13 protein-coding genes are annotated in these 19819 nt (G+C 56.6%); 8 read left to right on the top strand and 5 right to left on the bottom strand.

Annotation, left to right across the window (positions count from 1 at the left end):
- The first annotated feature begins 30 nt into the window (after positions 1 to 30).
- The 3 genes from FGF80_RS00905 (at position 31) to FGF80_RS00895 (ending at position 3065) form a co-directional block, all read left to right on the top strand.
- Positions 31 to 1206: a hypothetical protein gene (locus FGF80_RS00905; RefSeq protein ID WP_138651676.1), complete on the top strand. Its 1176-nt coding sequence runs from the start codon at positions 31 to 33 to the stop codon at positions 1204 to 1206.
- A gap of 129 nt (positions 1207 to 1335) precedes the next feature.
- Positions 1336 to 2256 carry a helix-turn-helix domain-containing protein gene (locus FGF80_RS00900; RefSeq protein ID WP_138651674.1) on the top strand — a complete coding sequence of 307 codons (921 nt, stop codon included), beginning with the start codon at positions 1336 to 1338 and terminating at the stop codon, positions 2254 to 2256.
- On the top strand, positions 2253 to 3065 hold the full coding sequence (locus tag FGF80_RS00895; protein WP_138651672.1) for a DUF6036 family nucleotidyltransferase: 813 nt from the start codon (positions 2253 to 2255) through the stop codon (positions 3063 to 3065). Before FGF80_RS00900 ends, FGF80_RS00895 begins: the two co-directional genes overlap by 4 nt.
- Before the next feature lie 12 nt (positions 3066 to 3077).
- Here the strand turns inward: FGF80_RS00895 and FGF80_RS00890 are convergent, their stop codons facing one another.
- Complete coding sequence (locus FGF80_RS00890) at positions 3078 to 3938, bottom strand: hypothetical protein (RefSeq protein WP_138651670.1); 861 nt, start codon at positions 3936 to 3938, stop codon at positions 3078 to 3080.
- A 175-nt stretch (positions 3939 to 4113) separates the two neighbouring features.
- Here FGF80_RS00890 and FGF80_RS00885 point away from each other — a divergent pair, with 175 nt between their 5' ends.
- Positions 4114 to 5157 (top strand): PDDEXK family nuclease, encoded by a 1044-nt coding sequence (locus FGF80_RS00885; protein WP_138651667.1) that lies wholly within the window; start codon positions 4114 to 4116, stop codon positions 5155 to 5157.
- Positions 5158 to 5159: 2 nt separating this feature from the next.
- Here FGF80_RS00885 and FGF80_RS00880 read toward each other — a convergent pair whose 3' ends face one another.
- Both FGF80_RS00880 and FGF80_RS00875 read right to left on the bottom strand, forming a co-directional pair.
- Positions 5160 to 6170, bottom strand: coding sequence for a Kiwa anti-phage protein KwaB-like domain-containing protein (locus tag FGF80_RS00880; RefSeq protein WP_138651664.1), 1011 nt, complete (start codon positions 6168 to 6170; stop codon positions 5160 to 5162).
- The gene (locus tag FGF80_RS00875; protein WP_138651660.1) at positions 6170 to 6739 is read right to left on the bottom strand and encodes a hypothetical protein; all 570 of its coding nucleotides are present in this window, start codon (positions 6737 to 6739) and stop codon (positions 6170 to 6172) included. Before FGF80_RS00875 ends, FGF80_RS00880 begins: the two co-directional genes overlap by 1 nt.
- Before the next feature lie 152 nt (positions 6740 to 6891).
- On the opposite strand from FGF80_RS00875, the gene pglX reads away from it, so the two are divergent.
- Both pglX and pglZ read left to right on the top strand, forming a co-directional pair.
- A complete protein-coding gene (gene pglX / locus FGF80_RS00870; protein ID WP_138651657.1) occupies positions 6892 to 11220 on the top strand; it encodes a BREX-5 system adenine-specific DNA-methyltransferase PglX in 4329 nt (1442 codons plus the stop codon).
- 3 nt (positions 11221 to 11223) lie between these two features.
- Positions 11224 to 13416 (top strand): BREX-5 system phosphatase PglZ, encoded by a 2193-nt coding sequence (gene pglZ / locus FGF80_RS00865; RefSeq protein WP_138651654.1) that lies wholly within the window; start codon positions 11224 to 11226, stop codon positions 13414 to 13416.
- A 29-nt stretch (positions 13417 to 13445) separates the two neighbouring features.
- Here the strand turns inward: pglZ and FGF80_RS00860 are convergent, their stop codons facing one another.
- Positions 13446 to 14726: a PD-(D/E)XK nuclease family protein gene (locus tag FGF80_RS00860; protein ID WP_175416961.1), complete on the bottom strand. Its 1281-nt coding sequence runs from the start codon at positions 14724 to 14726 to the stop codon at positions 13446 to 13448.
- Positions 14727 to 14880: 154 nt separating this feature from the next.
- On the opposite strand from FGF80_RS00860, the gene FGF80_RS00855 reads away from it, so the two are divergent.
- Complete coding sequence (locus tag FGF80_RS00855) at positions 14881 to 17799, top strand: helicase-related protein (RefSeq protein ID WP_138651648.1); 2919 nt, start codon at positions 14881 to 14883, stop codon at positions 17797 to 17799.
- Positions 17800 to 17837: 38 nt separating this feature from the next.
- On the opposite strand, the gene FGF80_RS00850 is transcribed toward FGF80_RS00855, so the two are convergent.
- Positions 17838 to 18425: a hypothetical protein gene (locus FGF80_RS00850; RefSeq protein WP_138651646.1), complete on the bottom strand. Its 588-nt coding sequence runs from the start codon at positions 18423 to 18425 to the stop codon at positions 17838 to 17840.
- Between the two features lie 178 nt (positions 18426 to 18603).
- On the opposite strand from FGF80_RS00850, the gene FGF80_RS00845 reads away from it, so the two are divergent.
- Positions 18604 to 19773 carry a DNA-methyltransferase gene (locus FGF80_RS00845; protein ID WP_175416960.1) on the top strand — a complete coding sequence of 390 codons (1170 nt, stop codon included), beginning with the start codon at positions 18604 to 18606 and terminating at the stop codon, positions 19771 to 19773.
- Positions 19774 to 19819: the final 46 nt, after the last annotated feature.

Raw genomic sequence — 19819 nt, 5'->3', positions numbered from 1 at the left:
TTTATTTTGGCTGGATATGAGAATCGAGACATGCGGGAATACAAGGATAACATCTTCTATTATGAATCCGGAGAGAAGGCTGACCCATTAGAGAAGAATACCGTACACGGGCTTGTCAAGACCCTCAAAGATACGGAGTTCCCAGTATCAAGACGGTTTCTTGAGTTCTGTACTGGCCGATCCTTACCAGACTCAGTCACATTCGAGTATGAAACGGAAGTACCAGCTAAGCGGGTGTCCCCTGACTCGGCAGAACAGAGCATTCTGATTGGTCTTTCAAGAACTGGTGGGGTAAGAGATGGGGGCGGCGCCGGGGATTCACCGCAAGTGGACGCCCAAATTCAAATACAGAATTCTGAGGGAGAGTCACTGTGTGACGTATTTATTGAGGCAAAGGTTCGCGGCTCTGATCTTCAGCGCCGTCAACTTGAAGAATACGTCGACGCCTTCGGCATCTCGGAGCAAGGTGAAGATGGGCAGTCGTGGGACACCATCCAGTGGTCTGATGTTTACCGCCTTTTCGAAGAGGCTCGAGAATCTGCCTCAAGTTGCGAGGTTCCTTCGCGAGACAAGTATCTACTCAGCGAATTTAACCATCGACTTCTTCAGAAGGGCATGGTGCGGGGTACGCTCGGAGTGAGCAAGACGGGTGGAGAAAATGGGGATAAGCACCGCAAACGGTTGCTCGTTGGCCCAAAAGATCCAGACTCCGACCCAGTACTAACCTTCTGGGCATTCTCTCACCGCGAAGGCCAGAACCAATCCTCGTCGATAGAGGTTCCAGAAGACTGTCTTCAGGAACTCTTCGGTGAGATGGCTCTCGAGACTCGACGGAAGGTATTCCTCGAGGGCGACTTCGAGAGACTACAGCAGTGGGTGGTCGAGACAACTGATCTCACTTTAGCCGACTTCAAAGACAGTGGAAGTACTTTCGCGAAAGCTGAGCGAGAGGGATACCCCGAGCCAGCTGGAATAATGCTTAGGTTCAGCAATTCAGACCTCTTCAAAATCAACTCTTACAACGTCGAGAAATCGAATGGCTGGATTTACTATCCACCAATATTGGCGCCAAAGGAGTGGGAAAGTGTGTTTGCCGAATTAGCAGGAAAACTCTCCGATAGCCAACGAGAGCGATTCATCGTGGATTTCGATTTGGATGCTCTCTGGGAGGCGTATTTACACGATTCACCTATAAGTACAAGCTAAACGAGGAGCTCCATCTCGTTGTAGGGCTCTCTCGAATGGCTCTGTGATGATGATCGAGCCGCTCGAATGCAGGTCGGGTGTTGCAAAACACCGAACTTATTTATATTCGATTCGTAAATATGCAACGTAGTGTACACTGAGGCAGAGCTTCGGGCGCTAGAAGCACTTCAGGGCGAGTCGACGGTTTCAGGACTCGCCGAGGAACTCGACCGGAGTCGTAGTTACGTGTCCGAACTCGTTGACCGGATGGAGTCGAAGGGGTTGGTTCACACCAGCCGTGAGGGAAAGCGGAAGCAGATCAATCGGTCAGACGCCCGAGCCATCGAACTGTTCGACAGGTTCGTCCAACAGTACACCCACATTCCGTTTCCTGAACTGCTCGGCGGCGCAACGCTACGTATTCTGTACTATCTGCAGTCGCCGGCGACTGCCACCCAACTCGCGGAGCAAGTCGATGTCCATCGAAGCACGGTACATCGGTCGCTATCCTCGCTGGAGAACCGCGGGATGATCTACAAGTCGGACGGGAAATACACGCTCAACGACGAATTCGAGGAGCTATCTACGGTGGCCCGTGAGTTTGCGCACTTGCGGCACAGACGCCGCGTCGAAGACCACGCGGAGTCGTTCACAATCCTCTGGGAATCGCTGGACGAGTTTCTCGTCCAGACTCGCGCCGAGATCGAAGAAGACGCGTTTCACCTGACGGGGCCGGAACTGTTCCAAGCGTACGATCTTCCCTTGATGGCTCGTCAGCGTCGGTACTACCTGTACTCGGAGTCGGTCGATGACGTCTCGCCGGCGGAGCTGTGTTGCCACATGCTCGTAATCGACGACGGAACGCGCTCGCAGTCCTACTGCCTTCTCCTGATCAGCGGAACGGCTATCGGCCGCGACGAGTTGCTCGAAGCCGCGCAAAAATACGAGGTCGCCGAGCGGGTCTCGAATCTCCTCGAGTACCTCGATACCAAGGGAGAGAGTCGGGCGGAGCGCCTCCCGCGATGGGAAGAATTCCGTGAGCTCGCCGACGAATACGGGGTGGCAGTATGAGGCGACGGTTCGATAGCGAGTACATCAAGTCCGAGCTAGAGCGGGTCGGCAGGCAGCTCGAAATCGAACTGACCGTCTACTTGATCGGGGGCGGTGCGATGTCGTTCCGTGGTCTCAAGGAAACGACCAAGGACATCGATCTAATCGTCACTGACGGCGACGACCTCCGAGTGCTACAGGCAGTCTTGCTGGATAACGGGTACGACATCGTCAAAGAACCCGGAGAAGAGTACGACGATCTCGGAGCGCAGCGGATCCTCGAGAACGACGACGGGTGTCGTATCGACATCTTCAACCAACAGGTGATCGACAAGCTCGTCCTCTCGAAGGGGATGCGCCGGCGAAGTGAAGCCTACCTCGACGCCGGGAAGCTGTCAGTCGCGCTGGTCAGTTCCGAGGACATCTTCCTGTTCAAGTCAGTCGCCGGGCGAACGGACGACATCGAGGACATGTTTTCGCTTGTGCAGACCGAACTCGATTTCGACGTTATCGAGGACGAGTTGGAACAGCAGATCGACTTGCTGGGACAGGAGCTGTTCGTCACACACGCGAACGAGGCACTACTGGAACTCGAAGAGCAGCACAACATCTCGACGCCGTTGGCCGAGCGGGTCTCCGAAATCACCGAACGCGTGTACCGGGAAATCGAAGTATTGCAGGCCTTCAACGAGTCGATCTCTCGATCAGAGTTGGAAGCTGCGGTCGACCTTTCTCCCGAAGACGTAGACGAGGCTATCGAACATCTCGTAGAGAAGGATGTCGTTGAGATTGACGACGACGTTATCGTCCGGAAATCGACTAATCTGTGAGAAGGAGTCGATCTATTGTGTCTCGATGTGCTCTGGCGGGTCTTTACGGAACTCCCTAAGCCACCGGAGTGCAGCCTCTGTTTCGGTGAATTCGTTTTCGTCAGTTCCTGCACCACTATGCCACTCATCGTCAATTCGATACCGGTGACTCACGGTCAGAATCGCCGTATCGGGGTGGTTTGATCCCTCTACGCGTTGGAGGTACCAGTCTGGCTCGTAACGCCGAAAAACGGTTACATCATCTACTTCTTCCTCGACCTGCGTCAGGAGGTCGTCGAGGGACGTAGTTTTGGACGCTCTCTCGAAGTTCGCCGTAATACTCGTAGCAATGCGTTCACCGTCATCGTACCTTTCGAGATCGAATCCCTCGTCAACGTCGTTTTCTACGGCACGAAGATGCTCAAACAGCTCCGAATCGAGATCTCGAATCCACCGCTCGACATCTCCAACGTCAGACCCTAACTCGATCAAGACCTCAAACGAGGAGTCATCACGACCAGAAAACAGGAGCGTCTCATTCATTCCGAGGTTACCTTGGGAGACCAGCGTGTTCCCGAAAACCTGTATGACCGGAACATCCAACTCTCGTAACTGGCGCTGCAGGCGAACGATGTCGTATGAAGGTGCTTCTTCGACCAATTCCACGTTGATCGAGGCTAAGGTCTCTCTCGAATAGAACTCGCTCAGCCCCGGATACGATGCTCTCGTCCGTACGCGGATGTCGACTTCGCTGATGGTGCGCAATTCTTCAGAGTCGGGGAGCTGGGAGGCCGCCTCGTCGTTCAATTCGGCCTCGCTTCGATACAGGGCTGCTCGTGCCGAGGCCCCTATCCGAGCTGGAAGCCCGATGACCGAGCTAAGAATCCCCTTCATTAACGGCTACTCTCGGTCGAGAGTTGTTAAATCGTAGTGAACGTCCGTTGTCCGATTCCCTGTCAAACATACCCTCGCACTCTACTCCAATTGGATCTGCGACATGCGTCGAACACCCATCGCTTACTGTTTGCTCCAAAGGATTATCATGTGTCTGTGACTCTATTTCGACATCATGCTTAGAGTCGGGGACAAGGAAGACGTGTCCACGTTAGAAACGGTCTCCCTGAAGGAAGAGGGATTTCGTGAGGATGACCTTCGGGAGTGGATCATCAATAGTCCCGAGAGCATCCTCGGAGAGGACTTTCGACTCGTCGGACGGGAGGTCTCTGTCAAGCAGATCGGCGATGGCATCGATCTTCTTGCCATCGACCGAGACGCCAACGTCGTCGCCATCGAGCTCAAACGAGGCGCGCTGAAGCCGAAGGTCGATTTTCAGGGTCTCAAGTACGCCGCCTACACCTCGCACTGGGATTACTCCAAGCTCCGCGACCAGTTCGAGAAGTTTAAGTCCACGACGTGGGGTCGGACGCTCTACGAAGAGGAAACCACGTTTACCGAGGTACTCGACGAGTTCTGCAACGAGGACTACACGCTCAATCAGGATCAGCGAATCGTCTTCGTCGGTGAATCTGTCCGCGAGCGGCTGGACATCGTACTCCGGTGGCTCAGCGACAGATCGATCGACATCTCCGTCATCGAGTTCCAGCTCCTCAAGGACGGCGACCGCTTGTATCTCGATGCAGAGCAGACGATTCCGACACCGGAGCATACCGTGACGGACGTAAGTCCCGACACTTCTGACGAGCCGTGGAAGGAGGACGGGCAGAGTTGGCACCTCAACGAGCGTTCAAACGAGGAAACAGCCGGGTTGCTGGAAGACGTCACAGCCGCGCTGCAGGAACTGGAGTTCCTCAACGGGCCGGAGTGGGGGCAGAAGCACTACGTCGCGTTCAACAAGGGCAGAAAACGTCGCATCGCGATCCGGACGAAGCGGACGCTATTCCACATCGACCTGTACGACGTCGATACGGCGTCGCTTGATGCTGCAGAGATTGCGGATGCACTCGGGATCGATGCCGAGTCGGTTGCAGTCAAAGAGGATATGCGGGGCAGCGGTCGGAGCGGAGTGAGAATTACCTGTAATCCGAATCAGGAGATCGATTTCGACGCGCTTGAATCTCAGGCTCGGGAGATACTCGGCGAGACTACTGAGTGAGTCTATCCAGCATCTTGCTTTGAGAGCGAGATGTACTGCTCATTCGTAAGCGGCGAGTCGAGGTGATCGTCGTTGAAGAAACGGAGAACAGCCCACACATCTCGTTTATCGTCCATTTTAATGGACATCTCTCCGTCACCGTTCTCCTCAAATTTCACGTCGGTATCGAAGTTGTCACGGATATACGTCGCGTCGTCTAAATCCATATCTTCGTACACGCCGCGTTCGTGTACCTTGTACATCAGTCTCAGCACACGGTTGTTCCCGTACACTGCCTCCTTGAACATCTCAAAGTCGTGGAAGGGGATGTCCGTTTCTTCGATTCGGTCTATGACGTCATCCGCACACCGCTCATACTCCGCGAGATAATCGAATATCTTCTCGAACCGAGACTGGTCGAAAATGTACATCATTCCATCATAGTAGATGGAATCCACGCGATCAGGGATCGAGATTAGCGAGTCATCCACCTTCCTGTGTTTCTCGCTTCCGACCATCATACGGGCTCGAGACGTTCGACCCATAATCTGGCGCCGACTGTAGTTTAGAAAGGCAATCGCCATCTGGTCGTTGTCGGCATCTCGAATACGGATCGCTTGGAATTCGGGTTTCGGCGGCTCCGTATATGTCGTGTGACTAAACCGCTGTCCCTCCAGCAGGCGTTCGAAGTTATCGAACTGAGGGATGTTCTCCGTGGGTTCGTACTGAACGAAGGTTTGGTCGCGATTGCGATTTTCGATGCCGTAATCCGAGAATCGAATGTTGTCGCTTTCGAGCGCTGATTGCTTATGCTCGACCTTATCACGCACCAAATTCTCCAAGTCCTCTGGGAGCTCTTGATCTAACGAAATACGCTCAAACGTGTAGTCGTAGTCTTCAGCACTTTCCTCGTCCAGACGAGCCAGCAGCAGGTCGATCCCGAGTTCGCTGGTGTCGATGTCTTCGATCCGTTGGAAAAATGCAACCAGTTCGTCGAAGTGGTCTCGAGCGTCAACTCGGCTCGCTGAACTCATTATCTTGTGGTGATATAGACATCACTACTTATTCTTGCGGTATTGAGTGTCATGTCGTTCCCACTCAATTCCTGCTTGGTGAGGAGGATTCGTCTGTCGTGCTCAGTTTCGATTTCGTAGACGCGGTAGCGGAAGCCGATCAGAACCGGATTGACGAACAAGCGGTTAGAGCGGATCACGATCGCGGCGACCGTGAGAAATAGCACGAGAAATGCTGCTACATCGTATATGTTCGAGAACTCGAACACGATGAACGGGAAGATGTAGACTAAGAGGTATTCTGTGAACATATCTGACCGATTTCGGTAGTGCTCGATTTCGCTCAACTGGCCCTGTCTCGTGCGATTCATCCGTATCATCAGAGCCAAGAAGACGACGCTAACCACGGTGAGAGCCGAGAAACCGAGCGAAAGATAGGATAACTCAATAGGCCCGATTCCGACGGGCTCCAGTTGGTACCCGAAAACCGAGTGGGTCGAATCGTGGGCGCGGAGGGCGACGATAGCGAAGAGCGGGCTATAGGAGCTCAGAAACAGGACGATCTTCGCCCAGCTCGGAATGCGCCCCATTAGGTTCGCTATGTTCTATTCGGAGGTCAAAGTCAGTTTTGTATCCACTTTTTGGAGAACCTCACAGATACTGACCCGGACGCCGTCCGAGAGTATATGGACAATCTTCAAGACACCTCAATGGTTCTGCTTGAAACATCACTGAGTTTCGTATGGACGGACAATCTACCCAACCCCGCAAGGCCCAGCTCGACAAGGAAGAGCGCGAGCATCTCGAGGACGTCGTCACCGAGATGCGCGACCGCGTCGAGGCGAACGTTCGCTACCAGCTCGAGGACAAGTACGACCTCGACGAGAAACCGGACGACGGCGCGTCCCTGAGCGAGGAGCAGGAAGACCTCGTCGAGGCTATCGAACTCGAAGCCGTCGACGGGAATGATTGGGACGACGGCTACGAGCAGTACATCACGGGCGTCGGCTACACCATCGTCAATCGGCTGGCCGCGCTCCGCTGTATGGAGGTTCGGGACTTCATCGACGACGAGGTCACAGCCTTCCGCGACGACGGCCTCACACCGGCCGCCGACCGGCTGGTCACCGAGGAGTTCATGCTCGAGGAGGAGGCAGTCCTCGAAGCCTACCGGAACGCGTGTGACGACCTCGCCGAAGAGATAGAGATTCTTTTCGACCGATCGACGGCTTACAGCCAAATCGACCCCGACGACGATACCTTCGAAGACCTCTGTGGGATGCTTGACGAAGTGCCTGACGAGGTCTGGCGCGGTGATGACGTACTGGGTTGGGTATATGAGTACTACAATGTCAAATTACTAGGTGACCTTCGAGATAAAGCTCGAACAGAGGCGTTTGAGCCTCACGAGGTACCGACGGCGAATCAGTTCTACACACCCCATTGGGTCGTCAGGATGCTTACCGATAACTCGCTGGGCAAACTTTATCTCGAAGACCGGGGGGATCTACAGGATACCGTAAAGAGACAGGATTCGCTAACCTCTAAGGAGCGGAAGAACCGTCCTCTTTCCCCCGACGAATCGCCGGACATAGCCGACTTCTGTACGTATCTTGTTCCGTCGGAGGAAGAAGGGAAACCGCCAGAATTCGACAGCCCAGAGGAGATTCACGTTATTGACCCTGCTTGTGGAAGTGGGCATTTCCTATTGTACGCGTTCGACGTGTTAGAGCGAATCTGGCGGGCCGAAACTGACCTCAGCCACGCCGAAATTCCCCGTAAAATTCTCCGACACAACCTTTATGGCGTTGATCTCGACATGCGGGCATGCCAACTTGCTGCATTTAACCTCTATCTAAAGGGACGGACGCGGGCCGAAGCCGAGGGGAAGACCAACTTCGAGATGCCGGAGGTAGGGATTGTTTGTGCGGACGCTAAAGTAGCCGAAGTTGAAGGAGTCGAGGAGGTCTTCGCCGAAGTGGCTGACGGAACGTCAGATGTTGAAGATGCACTCCGTCGTATTCTAGATGCATTCGAGGAAGTACACGGCCTTGGAAGCCTTCTTGATGTCCGCGGAACGCTGGGCGACCTGTTTGAGGATGACATCGATCAAGGAAGCGTACAGATCACTCTTGACGACGATCCTGAAGCCCACCATACGCTCGGCCGAGTTCTCCACAGCCTTCGAGAAGCTGTTGACGAGCAACGGGATGACGACTCGTTTTTAGCACAAGATTTGCGGAGTTTTGTACGGCTCCTAGATATATTGGCATTAGATTATGATGTTGCGCTAATGAATCCGCCGTATGGATCGCGGAACCGGATGCCTGAATCCGTGCAAGCGTACGTCGAAGACCACTACCGCTATCCGGCGGAATTCTACATTAATTTCTTCGAGGTTTGCGACAGACTCGTCAAGGAGAACGGTCGAATTGGGATGCTTGTGCCACGGACATTCATGTTCCGGCACAAGTTCGAAGAATTCAGAAGAGACTTCATTAGGAACGAATCCGGAAGTTTCGACTTCCTCGCCGAGTTCGGGGTTGGGATATTAGATAATGCGACCGTTCGAACGGCGGGAACGGTCGTTCGATCTGGTGATAGTAGGAAAAATCAGGGAGAGTTTATCAGGCTACACGACCTCGATAAGGGATCGAAAGAACAGGCGTTTACGGATGTGCTGTCTGACGGAGATCAAGAGATAAAGAGGTTCTTTAGCGTTGATTACGACGAATTTGCGAAGGTACCGGGATCAACAATCTGCTATTCAACTCCGAGTGAAGTCCGTGATTTACACTCGGAAGAGATGAAATTGGACGCTGAGCGTTCCAACCTTGAGGGGAAATCAATCGGGGTCGCTAAACAGGGAGTTGCTACCGCCAATTCAGATCGGTTTATCCGCTTTCATTGGGAGGTTGATGACTTCGAGATATTTAGTCCGATCTCTAAAGGCGGAGCAGACGCGTGGATTGTCCCCCTTATCACAAAAGTAATAGAGTGGGGAGAGAACGGTACGAAAGTCAAAAGGTATAGTAATACCGTCAGAACACCTAACGAAGAACTCTACGGGAAGGAAGGTCTCACGTGGACATTCCTGAAAGAGACTGGAAGACGGTTTGGGTACTATCCACCCGGAGGGCTATTCAGCCACACCGCGTTCATCTACATACCGAACGCTGATAGAAATTTGTGGAATATAATGGGAGCTGTGAATTCGGATCTTTACCATGCCCTCTTCTTATCAATCACTATTGAACGGAACTGGAACGCAGGGGAAGTAGGAAGTATCCCTTGGCACGACAGTATCTCTGATAACGGGCAGCTTGAAGAAATTGTAAGGTCGCAATATAATGTAAAGATAATTGAACAGTTACAGAACCCCGTCAGTCCATTCTATGTCGCTCCTGCAATCGTCCCGGTGGACGCTCGTGACGGATTTTTCTTCGATCACCCACAGATTGAGGAAGTTAAAAACCAGATCGACATGGATTACGGGGCGAACGGAAACGAACGGTCGATCGTTGAGCAGGCCAAGAGTGCGAAAATGGATGCTCTCGAACAACAGCGGAAATTAGAGGAGTACTTCACCGAGATCAACCAGATCGTGTACGATGATCTTGGCATAAGCGATGATGTGAGAAAGGATATTGAAACGGAAATCTTTCTCCGAACATCAGAAGATCCAGAAGATCGTGAAGTCCCCGATCCCGAATCAGTAACTGAAGTTCCCGAAAACATAGACGAACAGGTCAAAGATCTCATCCACCACTTCGCGATGGAGGCCGTCCGGGAGGAATCGGACGGCATCCTTCCACTCGGAGGCACGGACGAGCAGGCCGATATGCTTGACCGCATCGTCGAGCGATTCGAAGACGTGTACGGCAAGTACGCTGAGGATCGACTCGTCGAGGTTGACGACATCCTTGGAGCAGAATCGGCCGCCGACGAGGCGTACCCCAATCTCCGAGCGTTCATCGAGGATGACCTCTTTGCCTACCACGTCGACACGATGGAGAACACACCCATCCTCTGGAAGCTTAGCACGGAGCGGCTCCTCGCTGACGCGGGGAACGAGGGCTTCGCGTGCTTCGTCGACTACCACCAACTCGACGCCAGCCTGTTCGACCGTCTAAGCAACCAGTACCTCGAACCGCGGAAGGCCGAACTCCGCGAGCGCCGGTCGGCAGCGAACCAGCGTCGGAACGACGAGTCACTCTCCACGAGCGAACGCGCTGATGCGACCGACGAGTTCGAGTTCTGTTCGAGCGCCCTCGAACAAATCGCCGAACTCGAAGAGGTGATGCAGGAACTCGGCTCCACTAGCGAGCGGGAGTTCGACGCCGATGACCGAGAACGCGTCAGCGAACTGGCCCCCAAAGTCGCCGTGTTCCGCGAAGAGACCGCGGAGCGCATCGAAACGCTCGAACGACTCCGCGAGATGAATGGCGAGGAGTGGTTCCAAGACACCTTCTCCGATAATTTCTGGAACGCCGTCGACGAGTGGCGCGACGAGTGGGTGGACGCTCTTGAGGAACTGGAACACGCTTGCGAGGAGTACGCCAAACCCAGCGACGAGCCCGTCGAAGCTCACCTTGCCGACCTCTTCGACTACTTCAACTGGCGGCTCAAAGGCTCGGATCATTACTCCAGTACGGGCATCCTCTTCATGACCTACTACTTCGAGCGCGAAGGGAACGACCTCCTTGACGACGATGGTGAGCCATTTGATAATCTCACAGAGGACGAGAAGCTGCTCGCCTCGCTCGCGACGGGTGTCAACGATGCGTCCGTCCTTGACGAAAAGTACCTCCAACAGATTGCGGATGATGAAGGCGTCGACAACGTGGACGAGTTACCACCGCTAGCGGAGTTCAAGGCGCTCGCTGAGGAGATCGATGACCGCTGTCAGACGGTGAATAAACAGATTCCCTCGGACTGGTCGGAACGGGCGCTATCTGAGATCACGACAGCGGGTTACCAGCCTGTCCACAAGCACGGCGTCGCGATCAATATCACACCGCTCGCGGAGAAGGACATCGTTCCGGAGGTAGTCGAGGACAAGGTGCTTTGAACTATGCAAGCGAAGCAGACCCTCCCCGACGCCGCGAAAGACACCATCCGTAGCGAGTTCGACCGAGCCGAGTCGTCCGACCCGATCGTCCTCTGGTGGGACGACGGGAACTACCTCGAGGACATCATCGAGCAAGCCTGCAACGAACTCGGCGTTCACCTAAAGGTCGCCGAGGAGACGCCGCTGGAACTCCGTGCGGATCCAGTCGACGGCGAACAGGTCTGGTACGTCCCACACGTCAAGGAGCCCGAAAACGTCGAGGGCGACTACGACTGGTTCCGCGACGTCCAGCACACGGGCGGCGAGGTAGAGATGAGCATCGAAGACCTCACCGTCCACGCGTTCGAGCGCGGGCAACTCGATGCGTGGGAGCTGAAAACCGCGACGCAGGCGGACGACCCCGCAAAGCGCCGCGAGATCGCGCGGATCCTCCACGACCAGCTCACCGGCGGACAGCTCCCGACGCTCGAACAGCTCCGCACGCAGATCGTCACCGGCGGCTATACCGACCCGGTCGCGTTCGTGCTGGAGAACGGCTGGGGCGACATCGACGACAGCCCCGACACGATCGAGCAGATGCAGGACTTGCTCACCAGCGAGGGCGTCGACGCGGTCGCCAGCGAGGACGAACCCATAGGGATTGTCACGGCGACGCGTCGGTGGGCCGTCGCTGAGTGGCTGATCCACGCCGGCGCCGACGCCGAACGCTTCCCGAGGGAGTTCCGCGCCGAGACGGCTGGCGATCACGACCTCCCCGAACTCAAGTCACTGTTGAACAACACCACCTCGGCCAGCCTCCTCGCCGACCGCTACCTCGGCGAGGCGATCTGGCCCGACGTCGTCGCGGACGTCGACGACCCGTGGGAACTCGCGGACTGTATCGTCGACGCCGCGCTCGAGCGTCGCCTCTGGGAGGAGTGGCACGCGTCCTTCGACGCCGGCGACTACGAGACGTGTCTCGAACGCGCCGAGGAGCGGTACGACGCTCTGCTCGGGAGCGAGGACTTCCGCGGCACCTATCGCGGAGCCTACGGCCCGGACAGCCCGTGGACGCGGACGTGGGAGCAGGCCGCGGAGATCGCTCAGCTCGCTCACCAGCTCGAAACGTGGGATGAGCACGCCACCGACGACGTCGTCTCGCTGTACGCCGACCCGGACGACGGCACGTGGCAGATCGACAACGCGGTGCTCAACCTCGTCGTCGCCGGCGAGCCCGAGACCGACCTCCCCGACGACCATCCCGCGACCGCCGCACTCGACGACCTCCGCACCCAACTCCAGTCGGAATACGTCGAGTACCTCGAAGACCTCGGCGACCTCGTAACGGAGACCGTCGAAGCCGGCGCCCCCTTCGTGGACGAGGATCACTCCTACCAATTCTTCACGAAGGAGTCCGACGGCCTCGAAAGCGGCCAGACGGTTGCGCTGTTCGTCATCGACGCCCTTCGACTCGATCTCGCTCGCCGGCTCGCGGACGAGTTGCGCGACTACGTGGCGACACTCCCGGCCGACGCCCCCGAGTTCGCCGTCGATGAAGACGTCTGGCTCGGAACGCTTCCCTCGGAGACTGAGTTCGGGAAGGCTGCACTCACGCCGGGCGAGATCCAGATGTTCGACGTCTCGCTGGTCGACGGCGAGTTACAGCCGCTTCGAAACAACCGTCGGGTGACGACCAACCGCCGCGAGTCGCTGTTGGGCGGCGACGGCTGGACGGTCACTCGCGAGGAGGACGACGGCTGGCAGTCGACGCGTGTCGCCTACTTCAAGAACGACATCGACGACATCGGCGAGAAGGAACTCAGCGACCTCGAGGCGATGCTGGCGCGACGCGTCGACTCGCTCGCGGAGTTCATCGGCACGAAACTCGAACAGGGCGAGTGGGATCAGGCCTACGTGTTGACCGACCACGGGTTCGTCCTGCTCCCGGACAACGCGTCACCGGAGAAGATTTCGCGACCGACGGAAGCGTCCGACTCTGGGCGCCGATGGATCGCCGGGGAGGACGTGGACGAGGATTCACCCGGCGTGCTACTCGACTCCAGCTCACGACTGGGGTACCTCGACGCCAACGTCAGCGTCCTTGCGAGTCCACTCAAGCGGTTCAGAAAGCAGGGGCTCGGTGACGCGCGGTTCTACCACGGCGGACTGCTCCCACAGGAGTTCGTACTCGACTTCATCAGCATCACGCAGGGATAACACCGCTAGCGTCGATAACCAGTACGCGCTCAGTCCACACAGACGTTCTCTGTGGCCTCGGTGACGATCTCGTCGACGACATCCGCGAGAGGTTGATGCTCCGCGAATGCTGTTGCGAGCGTTTCGAAGTAACTCTCCGGGAGGTTGGACTGGTCGACATCGTACGTTTTCTGCGTGTAGTCCTTCTTTTGTCCCTTGTTCGTGATTCCAGCATCATCGAGGATCGGGTCAAGGCGATCTTGCCAACGGTCGGTGTTGTAGAGGCGGTTGAACTCGTCCCGTAAGTCGACTCTCGTCGGAGTACGGAGTATGAACGTGAGCTTTCCACGACTGAACGACTCTTTGTTCCGAATGAGATGGACGAAGTGCAATCGAAACCCGGTCTGGCCGTGAGTGTCCGTGTGATCTATCGTGGGTTCGAGGTTGTCGTCATCGAGATACCAGCCGTCTTTGAACAAACAGCCCCACTTCCCGTGATCCGGACGAGTGTGCCACTCGTCCGTCCATAGCTCCTCGTCCACGTGACTTCTGAACAGTTCTGGCCAGTCTTCGATTGCCCGCTCTCGAAGAGATTCTGCGGCATCGAGCAGCGCGTCGATGTCATCTCGGTACTCTCCGAGCAACTGGACTTTCTCTTTCTGTATCTCGGTGAAGTCGTCGTCTTCCATATTGGTTACCTGAGTTATCGTCGATAGGAACTCCCGCAGTTGGCTGACGCTCCGTTCCGGATAACGGCCGTGTGAGCGGTCGAGTACCGTCTCGAAACTCTCGACGACGTGCCGCCAATACAGGTCATCGAACTCGTCCGCACTGGAGTCTGGTGCGTACTTTTTCGAGAGGAATACGTAGTGGTGTCCGTCGTCGGAGTACGTCGCCTTCTCCTCGCTTCCGAGATGTGTGTCTTCGACGTATCGAGTCGTTTGTTGGTTGCCCTCCGTTGAGTCGACCTTCGATTCTATACAGAGGAACCAGTCCCCCGGAACGCGGAGTACCACGTCGGGGCGGTTATTGTCGGGTGACGTGACTTCAGTCTCGACCTCGATATTCTCGACATGACGGTGATAATACTCGAATGAAGGATCAGCCTCCTCTTGTACCCTATCCAAGAAACTCGTCAGAAGATCGATGCCGAAGCCGTGCGGCTGATCGGGATCGAGGAAATACGCTAAGAATGTATTCCACGTCTGCTCTGATCTCGCTGACCCGAGGATTCGGAGCGTCGACTTCGGCGGCTCGGACACGTCTGGTATAGCGTCGAGTGAGGTTCGGAGCTCGCGAAACTGCTCCTCTAATTCTCCGATCGTCGCCATTACACCACAATTAGCATGAACTGACATAAATCTATGATAGGTACTAACCACTTGCTGAGGGTGTTGATGCACTACGGCCGGTATCGACGGAAACTGCCGACCGCGACCCACCAACATTCAAGACGACGTCAGCCGTTGCCACCACTATCAGTTAATGACGGGATCTCCACAATTTTCTCCCGGTCAGCGGGTGATTCTTAACGATACTCCTGCAGAGGTCATCCGGACTCGGACTGTCGGTGACATCGAGTACCTGCGAGCCTATATCGAAGGGGAAGGCGCCAAAACTGTTTGTCTGGATGACGTCGAGATTCAGCCCTCTCAGAGTGGAATCGAGAGGATTTCCGATCACCAACTCGACGCCCTTCATCCTGATCACGATACGGTCTCGGCGCAGTGGTTCGACCTCCACACACAGGCGACGAAACTCAAGCTCGCCCATGAACAGGGACAGCTCCTGAGCATCTCGAACTCGCTCGTTCGACTGGAGCCCTACCAGCTCGACGCCGTGAACTGGGTGATGCAGAAACTCCGGCAGCGGGCGCTCATCGGCGACGACGTCGGGCTCGGGAAAACGATAGAGGCTGGGCTCATCCTCAAGGAACTCGCCGCCCGAAATCGCGCCGACCGCGTCCTGTTCGTTGTTCCCGCGCACCTGCAGAAGAAGTGGATCCGGGATATGGATCGCTTCTTCGACGTCGATCTCACCGTTGCAGACCGGGCGTGGGTCGAAGGTGAGCGACGACGGCTCGGCGAGGAGGCCAACATCTGGAACCAAGACCAGCAACAGCTCGTCACCAGCATGGCGTTCCTGCGACAGGACGAGTTCCGGCCTGCACTCCGGGACGCGTTCTGGGACGTCGTCGTGGTCGACGAGGCACACAAGGCCGCAAAGCGGGGTGACTCGCCGAGCAAGACGGCAAACATGGTCGATACCGTCACGGGGAACTCCGACTCTCTGCTGCTTCTCAGCGCGACGCCGCACGACGGGAAGGGCGAGGCGTTCCGCTCACTCGTCGAGTACATCGACCCGTTCCTCGTCGCCGAGAACCGGGAACTCTCACAGGAAACGGTCGACCGCGTAATGATCCGTCGCGGGAAGACCGACATCTACGACGAGGATGGTGAACGCGTCTTCCCAGACCGGGAGGTCAATTCGGTATCGGTCTCGATGACGCACGACGAGCGGCAGTTCTACCGCGCGGTCACTGACTACGTCAAAAACGTCTACAACCGCTCGGAGAAGTTGAACGAACCCGCGGTCGGGTTCGCGATGGCGCTCATGCAGAAACGGCTGGTGAGCAGCGTCGGCGCGATTCACGCGACGCTCCGTCGACGACTGGACGATCTCCTCGGCGAGGAGGCGGAAACAGATGACCTTTCCGAAGAAGCACGAGCCTATCTCGATGGCGAGGATCTAGACGAGGACGACAAGCAACATGCGGAAGACGAGATTGCCGGTCTGACCGTCACCAGCACTGACGAACAGCTCCAAGAGGAGATCGATACGCTCCGCGACCTCGTCTCGCTGGCGGAGGATTTGCCGGTCGACTCCAAGGCCCAGAAGGTCAGACGGTTCATCTCCCAACTCCTTGAGGAACAACCGGACGAGAAACTCCTGTTGTTCACGGAGTACCGAGACACGCTCGACTATCTCCTCGAGTTCGTGCAGGACGAGCCGTGGGCCGACGAGATTCTCGTTATTCACGGCGACGTAGACAAGGAGGAACGGACGCGGATCGAAGACGAGTTCAACCACGGCCAGTCGCGACTCCTGTTCGCGACCGATGCCGCGAGTGAAGGGATCGACCTCCAGCACAGCTGCCACATCATGGCCAACTACGAGCTTCCGTGGAACCCGAACCGGCTCGAGCAGCGGATCGGCCGCATCCATCGCTACGGACAGGAGGAGGAGGTCAAAGTCTGGAACTTCCTCTTCGACGACACCCGCGAGAGCGAGATCTTCGAGATGCTCCAAACCAAGGTCGAGGAGATCCGCTCCCAGCTCGGAAACACGGCGGACGTGCTCGGCATCCTCGACGACATCGACGTGGACTCACTCATCATGGAGTCCATCGAGAACGACGAACCGCCGAGTGCGACCAAAGAAGAACTCGAGGAAATGATCGAAGAGCGTCAGCGGACGCTCGAGGAGTGGTACGAGCGGAGCCTCGTCGATACGAGCACGTTCGATGCCGAGAGTCGCCGGCAGATTCAGGAGGTCGTCGACGAGTCAGAGGACGTCTACGGAAGCGAGGGAGACATTCGCGAGTTCTTCGAGCGAGCAGTCGAAGCCTTCGGAGGCGAGTTCGAGAAGCGCGGCACCAATCTCTATCAGGCCGAGTTGCCTGATGGGATCAATTCGCCCGGCCAAGACGCGACGTTCGGCCCGTTCACGTTCGATCGCGACTTCGCGATGGATCACGAGGACATCACCTACCTCGCTCCCGATACGGACGTCCTGCAACGGCTCATGGCACGCGTGTTGGAGGACGAGCGCGGTGAAGTCGGACTCAAATTGCTTCCGTTCGTCGACACGCCGGGGATCACCTACAACTATCGCGTGGCGTTCGAGGACGGCACCGGTGACGTGATTCGCGAGGAGACCATCCCCGTCTTCGTGGATGCTGCACAAGAGGACGCCCAGCAGGCGCTCGGTGAACGTGTCGTCGAGGGCGACTCGGTAGCAGCAAAGCCCGACGTCGACGACCTTCGGACGGTTCTCGACGCTCAATCCGACTTACGGACGGCTGCCGATCGATACGTGAGCGTGCGGGTCAACGAGATCAAGAACCATCTTCAGGAGAAGCGTCACGAGGAAACCGCTCGGGAGCTGGAGAACCTCGAGGAATATGCGCAGGCGGAACGAGAACGGATCGAGTCCTTCATCGAGGAATACGAGCGCAAGGCCGACGCCGGCTCGGATATGGACATCGCGATCCGTGGCCAACAGGAGCGTCTCGAACAGCTCGAGGACAGAATCGAAACGCGTCGCGAAGAACTCCGACGTCGAGAGCAGATCATCTCCCTTGCGCCCGAAGTCGAGAACTACTGTCTCACGCTACCCCTTTGAATTCCGCCACGGATTTTCTAATCGTTAGTCACTACGAGTCACTTGTAGTGGACGATAATCGCACACCACGAATCGGGAGTCAGGAACTCACGAGGTTCTTCGAACTCCCTGACTTCGAGTTCTTCCACACTTTCGTTCAACATCTCGTTGTACGCAGTTTCGATATGCGGCTCCAACACCTTCGCAGCTTCTTCGGCCTCCACCTCGGTCTCGAAGTGTTTCAGCCATGCCGCACCGCTGGTATCGAGAACTTTCGGAACGTGGATGCCGGTCTCGGTGAGAGCCTCGATGACGGCCGCTTTGTTCACATCCATTCCGTAGGGAGTCTCGTAGTAGTCCGACTGGCTGATAGGACGAACAACAACGGCTCGTCCTTGGTCGGTAGGCCGGGGGACGATGTCGTAATAGCCGGTGTCGAACGTCCGGATCACGTCATCCCTCAGAAGGCTGATCCAGAGTTTGTTGACGTGGCCGACGAGGACGCCGTCTTCCACTCTCCGGACTTCCATCGGCTCAGAATCGTGCTTTTCACGCAGCGGAGACCATTTCCGTTCAACCAGCTCTTCGAGGCGCCGTTCGATGCTGTTCAGCCGGTCAGCGTTGACAGAGTCGGATTCGGTCGACATGCACACTGATGTACGATTGAATGCTTAAAAACGCAGGAGAGGGGGCTGCTCAGATCAAAACGGGGATTGTACAGGAATCAGGGGTTCTATCGCCAATAACTCGTCTGAAAAACTCAACAAGACAGCCGGGATAGCGACTCGAGAACATTCATAGGCGACGACTGAAAGTTGCGAGATAGTGTCGCATCGCAATCGTCTCCTTGTAGGTGATGCCGGTTGTCGGCTGTCGGAATTGCCCGACGAGAGCGTGCAGTTGACGGTCACCAGCCCGCCCTACAATCTCGGCAAGGATTACGAAGGGAGTGAGGATGATCGGCGACCGATCGCGGAATGGCGTGAGTTGATGGACGAGGTCGTCACGGAGTTGTTCCGCGTAACGGCACCTGACGGGAAGGTCTGCATCAACGTGGCAGCGTCGTTCAACTCAGAGGACGAGGGACGATACCGACGCGTCCCGCTTCGGAGTCACATTATGGAGCTGTGTAGAGACGCCGGCTTCGACTTCTTCGACGAGTTCGTCTGGATTAAGGATCAGTATGCGTCTCACGGGGATGGGGCACTGCTCGGATCGTATCCCTATCCGACGAACGTCCCAGTGAACCAACGCCACGAGTACATCCTCGTCTTCCGAAAGTACGTTTCCGAAGACTACCAGAAGCAGCGTGATCGGCCTGCGGCTGGCGACGAGCGACGTGAGGCCTCGAAACTGACTGCGGAAGAGTGGCGAGAGTTTGCACAGAGCGTCTGGAAACTCCCCCGTCCGAGTCCGTCGGTGGAGACCGACCATCCCGCGGCATTCCCGCTGGAGTTGCCCCGACGCCTGATTGCGCTGTACTCATTCGCGGGCGACCTCGTTCTCGACCCGTTCGTCGGTATTGGGACGAGTGCTGTAGCCGCCAAGCAGACGGGACGGGATTACGTCGGCATTGACCGATCCGAGTCGTACATCGACACGGCACGGCGGCGGCTCGAAGGAGTCTCCGAAGAGATGGAGGCCGAGATCGCGAAGTCACCGTCGCCGTCAGACGACATCGCCCAGTACATCGTCGATGGGCTCGAGCGTCAGGAGCCGACGACGCTCCGTAAGATCGGGGAATACGCGAATGAATTGGCGTCCCACCGCGAATTCGTCCCCACCGACGAACTCGAAGAGTGGGCGGACGATAGCGAGCAGATCGCCGGGGTGACGCGTGCCCATAATGGAACGATCGTGCTGAAAGAGGTACCGTGCGGCAAGGAGAACTGTTCGTCGTGTCCACACGGCCCGTACAAGTATCGCGTCTACCGAGACGGGGACACCGTGAAGACGGAATACCTCGGGTCGGCTGAGGGCGTTTCGAGCTCGTAGGTAAGATGTCTCCATTCTTACCCCAGATTCCTCTGTACGAACGCTC

Origin of the sequence: Natrinema pallidum (assembly GCF_005890195.1) — an archaeon.
In the GTDB taxonomy this organism is placed as follows: Archaea; Halobacteriota; Halobacteria; order Halobacteriales; family Natrialbaceae; genus Natrinema; species Natrinema pallidum.
The sequence above is the reverse complement of the archived record's forward strand: the minus strand, read 5'-3'. Positions and strand labels throughout refer to the sequence as shown.